Below are 12,066 nucleotides of genomic sequence, written 5' to 3' on the forward strand. Positions count from 1 at the left end.
ACAAATGTTCTGAGCCGGCCTCGCCCCCTTTGTAGGCTTCTTTCAATAAAGCTTGCTTTGCTTATTCAGACAGATTTTCTGTGCAGAAAAGGATAATGCAGTTTTCAACATCTTCCTCTGTGTGATCAACTGAAATGCCAGAAGCCAACCAGTAAGCATAATTGCCTGCATCGTACTGTCCCAGTGCATCCAAATTACTTCCATAGCGGAACTCAATGTGCTGGGTGGTTTCCATCGTGTCCGGCGCTATGCAAAAATATGTAAATTCGCCGGAATCTTTATCATCGCTTTCATACACGTAAAGGCCGCGAATCTCTTCCATGCCTACATAGTGATAAGAATGGCTAAACAGCTCATTGCCTTCCTTGTCCACGCCGGAGATGGTCGTACCGTTAAATATGAATTGCTCCACATCCTGCAGGAATTCGCAACAATATGCCATGTTACCGTCTTTGTAAGCCTCTACTGCCTCCTCGCCAGTAACGGTTCCTGTTACCATAGAGGTCATCTTTTCAACAGCACCTTCTGCATTTTCCTCACCTACAAGCTCCGCGCTGGTATCCAACCATAGCTGGTTATATTCGTCTGCCAAAACAACCGGCCAAAGCTCCTGATAAGTTCCTTCCAGCTCAAGTAAGAGTTGTTCCGCTGCTGCCTGATTTTCGTCAACTTTACTTTCCTGTTCTGCGTTCTCACTGGTAGACGATCCATCTGCAACAATGCTTGTGGGCTGCTGCGTTTCGGGTGTGCTATTGCTTGTATTTCCACAGCCAGCCAGTAAAGAAAGCACCAATACAAGAGCAAGAAACAGGATTGCAAATTTTCTGTGTTTCATTACAAATCCTCCCATAAAAAAATATATATTAGTTAGCGTTTGCTAACCAATATATATTTTATCCGACTCTCATCTGAAACACAATGACCAAGCAGACTAAATTCTATCCATTCAGACATTTTTTTGATACTGGGTAGGCGGTATCCCGTATTCAGAGCAAAATGCAGATGTAAACTTGTTTGGATTGGTATATCCGATTTTCGCAGCAATCTCCGCTACAGATAGTTGCCCCTCCCGCAATAAATGTTCTGCAATTTGCAAGCGATAAGTACGAATATAAGTATAAATAGGAACACCATACATCCCTTTAAAGCAGTTCTTCATTGCAGTAGGAGATATTTTAAAACGCTCTGCCAGTTCTCCGATTGTATAATGTTCTGCGATATGATCTACCATGAAATCGTGAATTTGTCGGATGCAGTTCCTTTGCGCCTGGGAATAATAAACATAGTCTACCTTGCCCGTATCAAAATCCAGTTCCGTCAGCATAAGTAAAAGCTCCATGAGCTTCACCTTGATATAACCTGTCTTAATGCGCTCCTGAACCGTATATAACTCTGAAAATATGTGCTGAACTGTTTTGCTTGCACGAACTATATAAAAATCCTGCTTTCTGGATAACTCAAAAATCCGGGAAAGGTCAACGGAAAGCAGCTCAAGAATCATTGTCATTTCCTTCGTAATCCCGGCAAAATCAATTGTGACCGTAATACCGTGATAATGGGAAGTAGGAAAAGACGATGTATGTGACCTGCGTTGCAAAGAACAGATAGACAAGTCCCCGGCGGACATATAGCAATAGCTCCGTTCTCCAAAAGCGCATTCGCATCGCCCTTCCCGACAGTAATTGATTTCAATTATACCGGGACGGGGATCTTGTATCTTGTTGCAATATTCCATGTGCATATCATTATAGACAAGCTCCATGCCGGGAAACGCCAGATATACTGTAATATCTCCAGTACCACTTTCATTCTCAAGATGAAAGCTCGAACATGCAGAAACTTCCGTTTTCTTCTGAACAGAAGCTCCATACAGGTCAACACTGCTAAAGCCGCATTCAGGGAATAGTGGAGATGAAAGTATATCTCCGACAATCTTATATGGATTATCCATCGGCTGCCACCTCCTATCTGAATTCTATCCAAATTGTAGCATCTGCGCCATTTCTCATTTCCTGGCAGCCAAATAACTGAGCGGCGCAAGACTGCCGCCCAGCGTTTCCTGATGGATCACTTCAAAGCCATGCCTCGCAATAAACGCCATAAATTCTTCCGCGTTCCACTTGTGGTATGTATGAAAGCCTGCCGGCTCCATGAGCTTCACCCGCAGGCGAAATCCCGTACTTTCCCCATGGATAAAGGTCGGGGCAAACAGCGCCCCGCCCGGCTTCAAAACCCGCCGAATCTCCGAAAGTGCCTTTTCCGGATGCGGCATAATATGCAGCGCGTTGGAGATCACCACGGCATCAAAGCTCTCCGGCGCATAAGGCAGTGCCGTTGCGTCCTGCACTGAGAAATGCAGCCGCCGGGATGTGTTGTTCTTTTTTGCCTCCGCGATCATCGCCTCGGAAAAGTCGGTAGCCTCCCATAGATGAACTCTACCGGATAGCGGGTAGGAAAGCTGCCCCGTGCCGCAGGCAAGTTCCAGTACGTTCATCTCCCGATTCAGATTGGGACGAATCCTGTCGCAAATATCTCGGTAAAGACGAGAGCTGCTTTTTTCCATGATTGGGCTGTAGAGCTTAGCAAACCGCTGCCAGAAACTTTTGTTATCATTCTCCATTTCTGCAAATCTCCAATACTGCAAGTTTATTCGACAGGTTCCGCAAGGCAGGGACTTTCCCGATCACCCGGTAGATAGGAAACACCGCAAATCGAAACTGTTTCAGAATTCATCTGTGCAATCCTCCGTAACCGTATCTTGATGAAGCAGAAGATATACAAACCAGACAATCAGCCCACCATTCATGCAAAAGGTTGACAGCCCGTAGGCAAAGGGCGACGCAGGCAGAAGCCCTGAAACGACAGATATAATCCCCATCGGAACGGCAGGAGTAAACAGCGTCGCTGTCCATTTCAGGCGGGTCTTCCCGCAAAGGATCAGGACGATCAGCGTAATCAGAGCCGCCGCCACAAACACATAGGCGCAGTAGAGGAACAGCAGACAGACGTTGTTCATGTCGTAGGAAAGCGAGATTGCCAGTTCCCGGCCACCAGCCCTTTCCGCTATGGAGAACACCAATACATTGACCGCCACGCCAAAATGAATCACAATCCAGCCCACAGCACAAAGCGCAAAGAGATACCGGAGAAGTTTCCTTGTCCCGGACTTCCGGGCAACTTCTGCGGATCCTGTCATGCCCGGAACCAAAAAGCACATTCCGACCATGGCCATAACCAGCGTAACGACAATTTTCCATGCGTCATAGCCTGCACCGTGTCCCGCACTGATAAAGTAAAAGATATTCTCACCAATGGGTGTGGGATCCACATAGCCCAGGAGCCAGTCTCCCACACCAAAGCAAAGACTGCCCAGAATTCCGCAGAGCAAAGCAAGCTCCGTTTTTCGTTTCGTTTTCCTATCCATTCTTCTCACTCCTTACACGCTTTGCTGCTTACGGCGATAGCGGAAATCGCAGCGCTCGCCGCCCTCCGCAATGGTGGTCGTACGCATAAGCTCCATGCCCATCAGCTCCGCCAAAACAAAGTCCATTCGACATAGATACCGGGCCATTTCCGGGCATCCCTCATCCTGGCAGAGCTTACAAATGCCGCACGCCAGATAATCATAGCCCAAGTCAAAGACTGCCCCACCGGGCAGAACCTCCACGACCCAGTCGTTTTCATATGTTCTCTTTTTTGATTCCTTCGCCCATTTTAAGCGACCCGGCAGCTTCTTTTCGTCCAAATAGGCGTCCGCGTCTCCCATCGCCATGGCAAACAGCCGGCTCTTTCGGAGGCCATCGCGAAACAAGACATAGTTTTCCTCCGCACTGTCTCCCGCGCTCCGGTTCAGAGCAATAAACCACGCACCCATGCAGTAGGCGCTTAAGAGCCGGGAAGGGCCAATGTCCTTCGCCCGACGGATAATCGCCCGGTATTCTTTTTTCGCGGCGTTCAGCGTTCGGCGCCCATATTGCTTTTTCAACTGTCTCTTACAGGCATGGCTGTAAAACCAGCCGTAGAACCTCGTTCCTGCGTTTTCTTTCATGATGTTGCCCTGCCCATATAGTTCTCCACCAGTTTTCCATACTCCGCATAGTGCTCCGACAGATACATACAATGTCCATACCCCTTCCGCACCCGAATATGAATGCCGGGATAATGCTTCAAAATCGTCGTGTTTTGTTTGCAGTTTATATCCTTGCTGCCAACCTCTATAAAAATCCGCCGCTGGACAGCTTCCGGCAAAGGGGAAAACGGGAAATCGGAACAATCCTTTACCACATTCACAAGGCTTGTTTCGCTCATCTTTACGAAATTCTCTGCCATTGCGTCCCCAAAGACGCCATAGCGCGCTGTCATAGACTTTTTCACCGCGTCAAGGGACATTCGGACAGCCTTACGATGCTTTTTCAAGAAGCCGAAGGTCATAAGTCTGCGAATCATCCATGCGTTTTCATACAAAGGAACGCCTTCAAAAACCACGGTCTGACAGGCAATCTCGCCCCGTGCCAGCAGATACATCCCCACCAGTCCTCCGAGAGAAGCCCCCATCAGCAGTGCCAGCTCCGTGTATCCCTTCTCTTTCAAATAAAGAAGCAGCGTTTCAGCTTCCTGTCTGGCATTACCGTACTCGCCAGTATCTTCTCCCTGCCCGGACAAATCGGGGATAATCGCGCAATAGGTTCCTTCCATGCTTTCCGTCAGCCTACGCATACAGCGGGCATCTGCCAGCATGGGATGCAGCAGCACGATTTTCGGCAGACTATTGTCGCCATACTCATGAATTACCATTTTTCTTCCTCCTTCTTTCTTCCGTTACAGCAGAGTGCATATCCAAGCCAAAAGCAGCGCAACCCAGATCATCAGAAACAGTGCCGCCATCAAAACCAACGCACAGAGAATGGTCACTTTCATTTCTCTCAATCCTTTCTTTTCGTTAATATGATAGGATCAAGATCAACACAGCCAAATAATAAATAACGGAAATCAAATTTGTCCATCCGCCTGAAACAATAATGCGAATTCCCTTTGGTAAGCATCCTACTGCTAGCCTAAGCAAAAACAGGATTCCAGGACTCAAAAAAAACATCCATCTCGGAAGGATCGTGTGTCCCGATACAATCAGGACCACCAGCAGCAAAAAGCCGATCCCCTCTCCCGCATAAAAGATAAGCGGCATTTTTTGAAAGTATGTTTCGACCGCTTTCAAAGCGTCTGCGAATCGTTCTTCTCCCAACAGACCCAGGTATGCGCAATGGCTGTGATATGCCCCACCGGTGATGATTCCAAAGCACGAAAAAAGAAATGCAGCCACAGCAAGCGTCTTCATTCGCTCATCGGTCATCCATACCATGTGGGAAAAGCCCACACAATACAGGAACGCAGATACAGGGCCGATCATTCCACCGGCCATGACGCGCCTTGCTGGAAGTTCCTTCATAACGTCTACGATTGCCTGTATTTTCTCTGCCGAAGAACTTCTGGAATCATAGGCAAAATCTTCCGGTGTGTAGTATAAAAGCATATCTCCCGCAAACATGAGCAGTGCGCCTGCAAGTCCCGCTATCACAACATAAATCAGCATACTTTACTCCTTACCAATCCAAAATACTGCGGCTCAGCTTTTCGTCAATGTCGATCCTTGTCTGCCTGCACGCTTTCGGGTACTCCCGTCCGGCCTTGAACATCAGGCGAACCAGAAGCCCGGAGCCAACCGGGATCATGGTTTTCAGCATAGACTCCGGAAAGACGAAGTGGGTGCCGTGCTCATAAATCAGTGTCTCTGCTTTGCATACGTGAGGCAGCGCCTCCAGCCGCTTTGTCATCCGGCGGATGTATTTGCAGGTGTCCCACAGCACATCGTCCTCCGCGCCAACGAAAATGATCTTCCCACGGATGTTCTCCACCTTGATCTTTTCCGCTTCCTGAATTGGGTGCCGACGCTCCGACTCGTCAAACATGGGGCGACTGGCAATCCGGTCGCCGTCGGCTTCGGCATCCGCCATGATTCTTCTCCAATACTCTGGATGGCGGTAAGCGTAGGGCAGATAGGGCAAGGGCTTTCCCTGCCAGGACAGGCTGGAGCCACTTCACGCCGGATACCACCATCCGGTCATCCGACGAATCCCCCAGCATAGCGATAAACGCCTTGCGGCTGGGAGTTGGGCTTGGATAATAGACCCCGTAAAAGCCGTCCTTCTCAGGATTAAAATACTGCTTGTTCATGTTGTTCCCCTCTCTTTAATGAAATCAGCGGTAAATTGTCATTCCAATATATCCTTTTGCCTAACATACTTTCCAAAACCAATATACAGGGTGATAAACATCATAATGGCACTCAAACTCTTATTGGAGGTACCGATGCCATTGACAATCGAGTAGTTGCCGACATTTCTGAGTGTATTGAAAAGCAGCGCATACTCGGCATGATCCAAACCGGGGATTTCCACAAATGCTGTCTCCGGGAAATTCCTTTTGACATAGTCGATGTCCCACGCGCGGGCCTTTTTCTCCAGACTGCCGTACCAATACTGAATCTCCGTTCGTACGGCGGGAACCGGCCCTGGCATAGCATAGTTGTTGCAGGAATCAAACACCCGCCAAATGGTTCTGGCGGACATATGCTTCATGACCTGCTGCATAAAGTCTAAGCTCTTCGCGCCGTATTTCTCCGGCGGATAGGCCAGCTCCAACAGTTTCCGGCTGTGCTTCCCCAGCTCTACCATGAGGAAATCCCGCAGGGCGATGAACCGGGTGACAATCCAGGGAAGTTGATAAGGGGTGATGCCCGCGTCGATGACCGCCTTGCCAAATCGGATTTTGTTGTCTGCCAGCAGGCGCAGCACCACGCTGCCGCCCATGGACAGGCCGTACAGTCCATGAACATGGGCCTGTCCCCGTTCCAGCAGCCACCGTTCCAGCTCCGCCGCGATTTGCTCCACGCTGGTATAATCCTCGTTCGTGGTCAGGTCGTGGCCCGGCATGGCAGGCAAAATGACGTGATACCGCTCCGAAAGTCGTTGAACACTTTCCTCATAAAAATCCCAGCCGGTACAAGAGGCGTGGAGAAACAACACACACTCCCGGTTTTCCTGTCCAAATTCATGAATGTTCACATCCTCACTCCTTCCATTTAGATGACCTGACAGCAACTGTCCTTTTTATGCCTTCAAAAGTCGATCCGCACGATCTGCATCCGCATCACCCGGTCGCCAAGCCTCGCCAGCAAGCGGAAAAAGCGGCTGACAGATGGATCTTTCAAATCGTTATAGCCCAGCATATAGCCCCGGCTAGTCATCTTAGCTCCTTTCATCCATGGAATCACGTCTTTTTCGACGCTGTTTACATGAAAAAAAGCGCCTACATCCTCAATTCCCGCCTGCTTGACCCAGGTTTTGATCATCATAGCAACCGCCCTTTTCCCTGCGATATCAAACACCAGCCTGCTCCCCGGAAAATGCCGGGACATTTTATGGACAAGGGCTTTCACTTCATGCTTGCGAAAATAGTAAAATACTCCCGCCGCAAAGAAAACCGCGCCCTGAGACCCGTCGATTTCACTGAACCATGCGGTATTCTTCAAATTTCCGGCGATATTATGCACCCGGGGTTTCTCCGGAAGAAGCTGCCCACGCAAGGTGATCACGTCTGCAAGATCCACGTTATAGATTTGGCACTGCCCGTTATCGCAGTTTTCCCCGGTCTGATCCAGTCCGCAGCCCAGATTGACCACCGCCGCCTTAGGATGCGCTTTCAGGTAATCCCGAACCTCGATTGCCAGATCATTCTGCCGCATGGCAACCTCCAGTGCGCCGAAGCGCTGCATCAGACTTTGGGAGTCCTTTTCAATCCGGCTGAAATCATAATCCAACCGCTCCATCAGTTCCATGGCCTTCTCATCCCGAAACAGCTCCGGAAAACGTTCGCTGCATAGCTTGCGGGCGTAGAGGGGTATCACAAGCGTTTCTTGAACCGTATTCTTTTCAATATATACCTTTTCCATAGCGTAATTTCCTCAAACTTGTTTATATTCCTTGAAATGCAGGCCACCGAAGGTCAGCGCCCCGATTTCCACTAGCTAGCATCTCTGATTTTCGTTTCGTACATCTACTGTACCTCCGTATTTCGATCTCCCACTCCCCGTTGCTGCGCTTCTTCTTTCCGTCTGCTCCGTTCCGGAGAGTGTCTTGACACCAAACAGGAAATACACAATGTGGCATATCCATACAATCGCTAGAATCACGCATGGGATAGTCAATGCCTTGCTCCACATCATGAAGAAACCAATGCCCATGACAAGAGTCACCGGGAGGATAATGCCAACCTTTGTCCGAACTGTCATTCCCCTCTTCTGTACAAAGGATTCCAGATTCTTTTTATAAAGCTTCGTCCCCACAAACCAGTCATGGAGCTTCTGGGAGGAATTGGCGAAGCAAAATACTGTCAGCAGGAAAAAGGGCACCGTAGGCAAAACGGGCAGAACGATACCGATACAGCCGACGCCCAGAGAGATACAGCCTAAAATCAAAAAGAACAGTCGTTTCAGTTTCATGTGTTTTTCTCCAATCTTCTTTTTTCTTTTTTCGTTTCAATCATGTGCGGGCCGGAAAAGCGCATGAATGCTCTAATCTTCTCCCGCTTGGTTTCCACAGATTTCATCAGCTCATCCTCCCATTTTCTACGGAGTACACCGTATCCGCGATGCGCATGGTGGACTGCCGATGAGATACCAGCAACACCGTCTTATCTTCCTTTTCTTCTTTGAGTGATTTCAATATCACTGCCTCGTTCAAGCTGTCCAGATTGCTGGTTGGCTCGTCCAAAAGCAGGAAAGGCGCATTATGAAGAAACGTCCGGGCAAGGCCAATTCTCTGCCGCTCGCCGCCGGACAGAGTATCGCCCAATTCGCCTACCGGCGTGTCATACCCTTGGGGAAGGGTCATGATAAACTCATGAATGGATGCCTTTTTGCAGGCGTCAATGATCTCCGTATCGGTGGCATCCAGCTTGGCAATTCGAAGGTTGTTCCGAATACTGTCGTGAAACAGGTGGGTTTCCTGGGTCACAAAGCTCTCCATATTCCGCAGATTGACCGTGTTGACGGAGGAAATTTCCCGTCCGGAAATGGCGACGCGGCCTTTCTGTACCTCCCAAAAGCGCATGAACAGTTTCAAAAGGGTGGACTTTCCGCTGCCGCTCCTGCCAACAATGCCAACGATTTTCTGCTTGGGAACGGTCATAGACAGGTTATTCAAAATAATTTCCGGGCCATAAGAGAAGGTCACTCTCTCTGCTTCTGCTCCAGTGAAGGCAATCGGCATCTGGCCGGTCACCTCCTCCACCGCCGGACTTTCCTCCAAAATATCCAGCACCCGGTTCCCTGCAGCAAAGGTATTTTGCAGAGTACTGCCCAAGGCCGCCAGGGCAGACACCGGTCCGAAGGAGGAAAACAAGGCCAGCGTAGGAATAAGCACACCGTCAAAGCCGACAGCTCCTTTCCCGTACAACCCCGCTGATGTAAACATCATAGCAAGATCAAACAAAAGGATGATCATGCCGGTAACAGCAGAATTTCTTCCGGAAACTCGCTTCATCCGCTCCTCATTCCCGGAAAGGGCGTCGGTCTGAGCGTTTAACTCTGCCAGACGTTTTTCACCATACCCATATTGCAGCAGCTCCGGCAATCCCCGCAGGGAATCCAACAGGAAGGCAGACAGTTCCCCGGACTTAGTGCGAAACCGCAGGCCATCGTCCCCACTGGCCTTGGAAACCGTCAACGGAACGACAATTCCTACCACCAGATACGCCGTCAGCGCCAGAAGTCCCAGCGCCCAGTGGTAGCTGCTAATAAACAGACACATCAAAATCGTAAACACAAATGCAATGGCAGCCGGGGAGATAGTATGGGCATAGAACACCTCCAGCAGCTCGATATCCGAGGTGATGATGTTAATCAGGTCGCCCTTGTCACGGCCTTCCAGCTTGGCAGGACACAGCCGACGCAGGGCAAGAAACACCTTGTCACGAATCAGCGCCAGCAGCTTAAAAGCAATAAAATGGTTGCAGGCCTGTTCCCCATATCGCAGTCCTGCCCGCAGCAGGGCAAACACCAGCACGCAAATGAATACTGCGTCCAGAGAAAGCGGCGCATTGATCCCGATGAGGTTCAAAATCGCAAAGCCGCCGAAAATTGTAATAAAGGAGGCGCAGAGATGTCCAACAAGTCCCATCCCGATTGCCAGCACCATGAAGCCTGCCAATGGACGTACCAGTCCAATCAGCCGGGCCATCACGGTAAAACCGCTTCTTTTCTTCATTGTGCATCACCGTCCTTTCCAAAAGTTTCCAGCATCTGCTGGGCGTTCCACAGCTTTTCGTACACGCCGTGATTTTGAAGCAGCGCTTCATGGCTGCCGCTTTCCGCAATCCTCCCCTGCTCCATCACATAAATCTGATCCGCTGCGGTCACATTTGCTAAGCGATGGGAAATAAGGATCACCGTTTTCCCCTTTGCCAAAGTGTAAATCTGCTCCATAATATCGTTTTCGCTCTCCACATCGATGTTGGAGGTGGCCTCGTCAAAGATGTAAACCGGGCTGTCATGGAGCAGCGCCCGGGCTAAGGCAAGCCGCTGGCATTGACCTCCGGAGAGATTGCCGCCTTTTTCCGTCAGCAAGGTGTCCAGCCCCTGCTCGCTGCTCAGAAAGTCGGCCAGACGAACCTGTTCCAGCGCCGCCCACATGGCTGTATCATCCACATCCGGCCTGCCTATTTGCAGATTGTCCCGCACAGTACCCTTGAACAAATAGCTCTGATACCCGATATATGTAATTTCTTTCATAAGACTGCTTTCCGCAACTTTTCGCAGCTCCACACCGCCAATGGTCACAGAACCGTTATAGCCTTTGTTCCGGCCCATCAGGATGGAGGCCACCGTGGATTTTCCACAGCCGGACTCTCCCACAATGGCGGTAAAGCTTCCCATAGGAAAACGCAGGTAAATTCCGTGGAGGATCTCCCGCTCCGACTCATAGGAATATGAAAGCTTTTCACATACAATATCTCCATGAGGACAGGCAAGGCTTTTCCTCTCCGGCACCGGCATATCCAGCAGCCGGAAGATCTTATCACTGGCCGCCATGCCGTTCATAGCAACATGAAAGAAAGAACCAAGCTGCCGCATAGGAAGGAAAAAATCCGCTGCCAGAAAAATGATCAGCAGACAACCCGTCAGCGTCACATGTCCCGCCCGATATTGGGTTGCTGCGAGAATAACTCCCAGCGCCGCACCGCCGTAGGCGATAAAATCCATAATGGTAATAGAATTGAGCTGCATGGTCAGCACCTTCATGGTAATCTTCCGGAATTTTTCTGCTTCTGCGTTCATTTCTCTGTGCTTAAATTCGTCCGCCTGATAGATTTTTAAAGTGGTCAGACCCTGTAAATTTTCCAGAAAAGTATCCCCAAGAGCGGTATACTGTCCCCAATATTTACTGAGCAGTTTCTTCGCCCATGTCTGCACCGCCGCAATGGCAACAGGAATCAGCGGCACACAGACAAGAAGTACGATGGCAGAGGGCAGATTCACAAAACTCAGATAGAGAAACAGAGTCAGCGGTGCCAGCATGGCATAGAAAAACTGGGGAAGGTACGTCCCAAAGTAGGTCTCCAACTGGTCCACCCCTTCCACGGCTACCTGAATTACCTCGGAAGTTTTTACATTTTCCTGGTAAGTGTTGCCTAACTCAATGAGTTTAAAAAAGATCTCCGCCCGCAGCGTCTTTTTCACTGCTTTGGAAGAAAGATACCCCATTCGGGACGCCCCCAACGTGCAGACAAAACGAACCGCAAGGCAAACTGCCGCTGCAATCCCCGTAACCATCAACTGTCTGGAATCCACTTTCCCGGAAACCAGGGCCGCCAACAGAGAAGCAATGCCCGTCATCAAAACCATATTGGCCGCCAGGGAGCACCATTGCAGTGCCACATTCCCGGCGATGTATTTTTTACTCTCGCTGACCGTGCCGATCAACCGCTTGTTAATCATCATTTCAATTAAACTCC

At 49.7% G+C, this 12,066-nt stretch carries 14 protein-coding genes; all 14 read right to left on the reverse strand.

Translation table 11 applies throughout. The annotated features are described in order from the left end of the window. Window positions 1-61 precede the first annotated feature (61 nt). The 14 genes from ACMN7X_RS13410 to ACMN7X_RS13475 all read right to left on the reverse strand — a co-directional run bounded on the left by ACMN7X_RS13410 (window position 62) and on the right by ACMN7X_RS13475 (window position 12,052). Window positions 62-835, reverse strand: a complete 774-nt coding sequence (locus tag ACMN7X_RS13410; protein ID WP_418747962.1) for a hypothetical protein — start codon at window positions 833-835, stop codon at window positions 62-64. Between the two features lie 111 nt (window positions 836-946). Continuing rightward, window positions 947-1,951 (reverse strand): helix-turn-helix domain-containing protein, encoded by a 1,005-nt coding sequence (locus ACMN7X_RS13415; RefSeq protein WP_418747963.1) that lies wholly within the window; start codon window positions 1,949-1,951, stop codon window positions 947-949. A gap of 54 nt (window positions 1,952-2,005) precedes the next feature. Next, window positions 2,006-2,620, reverse strand: a complete 615-nt coding sequence (locus ACMN7X_RS13420; protein WP_418747964.1) for a class I SAM-dependent methyltransferase — start codon at window positions 2,618-2,620, stop codon at window positions 2,006-2,008. A gap of 102 nt (window positions 2,621-2,722) precedes the next feature. After that, window positions 2,723-3,424 carry a DUF6796 family protein gene (locus ACMN7X_RS13425; RefSeq protein ID WP_418747965.1) on the reverse strand — a complete coding sequence of 234 codons (702 nt, stop codon included), beginning with the start codon at window positions 3,422-3,424 and terminating at the stop codon, window positions 2,723-2,725. A gap of 12 nt (window positions 3,425-3,436) precedes the next feature. After that, window positions 3,437-4,048: an L-2-amino-thiazoline-4-carboxylic acid hydrolase gene (locus ACMN7X_RS13430; RefSeq protein ID WP_418747966.1), complete on the reverse strand. Its 612-nt coding sequence runs from the start codon at window positions 4,046-4,048 to the stop codon at window positions 3,437-3,439. After that, window positions 4,045-4,794 (reverse strand): alpha/beta fold hydrolase, encoded by a 750-nt coding sequence (locus ACMN7X_RS13435; RefSeq protein WP_418747967.1) that lies wholly within the window; start codon window positions 4,792-4,794, stop codon window positions 4,045-4,047. The genes ACMN7X_RS13430 and ACMN7X_RS13435 overlap by 4 nt, the downstream gene beginning before the upstream one ends. 145 nt (window positions 4,795-4,939) lie before the next feature. Further along, window positions 4,940-5,587 carry a DUF6796 family protein gene (locus tag ACMN7X_RS13440; protein WP_418747968.1) on the reverse strand — a complete coding sequence of 216 codons (648 nt, stop codon included), beginning with the start codon at window positions 5,585-5,587 and terminating at the stop codon, window positions 4,940-4,942. Between the two features lie 10 nt (window positions 5,588-5,597). Beyond that, window positions 5,598-5,963, reverse strand: coding sequence for an acyl-CoA thioester hydrolase/BAAT C-terminal domain-containing protein (locus ACMN7X_RS13445; protein ID WP_418747969.1), 366 nt, complete (start codon window positions 5,961-5,963; stop codon window positions 5,598-5,600). Further along, window positions 5,956-6,138 carry a hypothetical protein gene (locus ACMN7X_RS13450; RefSeq protein ID WP_418747970.1) on the reverse strand — a complete coding sequence of 61 codons (183 nt, stop codon included), beginning with the start codon at window positions 6,136-6,138 and terminating at the stop codon, window positions 5,956-5,958. The genes ACMN7X_RS13445 and ACMN7X_RS13450 overlap by 8 nt, the downstream gene beginning before the upstream one ends. A 128-nt stretch (window positions 6,139-6,266) precedes the next feature. Next, entirely contained in the window at window positions 6,267-7,118 is an 852-nt protein-coding gene (locus tag ACMN7X_RS13455; RefSeq protein WP_418747971.1) for an alpha/beta fold hydrolase, read from the reverse strand. Between the two features lie 53 nt (window positions 7,119-7,171). Beyond that, entirely contained in the window at window positions 7,172-8,005 is an 834-nt protein-coding gene (locus ACMN7X_RS13460) for a class I SAM-dependent methyltransferase (protein ID WP_418747972.1), read from the reverse strand. Window positions 8,006-8,080: 75 nt separating this feature from the next. Next, window positions 8,081-8,554, reverse strand: coding sequence for a YbaN family protein (locus ACMN7X_RS13465; RefSeq protein WP_418747973.1), 474 nt, complete (start codon window positions 8,552-8,554; stop codon window positions 8,081-8,083). 106 nt (window positions 8,555-8,660) lie between these two features. Then, complete coding sequence (locus tag ACMN7X_RS13470) at window positions 8,661-10,319, reverse strand: amino acid ABC transporter ATP-binding/permease protein (protein ID WP_418747974.1); 1,659 nt, start codon at window positions 10,317-10,319, stop codon at window positions 8,661-8,663. Next, window positions 10,316-12,052 carry an ABC transporter ATP-binding protein/permease gene (locus ACMN7X_RS13475; protein WP_418747975.1) on the reverse strand — a complete coding sequence of 579 codons (1,737 nt, stop codon included), beginning with the start codon at window positions 12,050-12,052 and terminating at the stop codon, window positions 10,316-10,318. The genes ACMN7X_RS13470 and ACMN7X_RS13475 overlap by 4 nt, the downstream gene beginning before the upstream one ends. Window positions 12,053-12,066: the final 14 nt, after the last annotated feature.

Source organism: Frisingicoccus sp., from assembly GCF_048388605.1.
Lineage (GTDB): Bacteria > Bacillota > Clostridia > Lachnospirales > Lachnospiraceae > Frisingicoccus.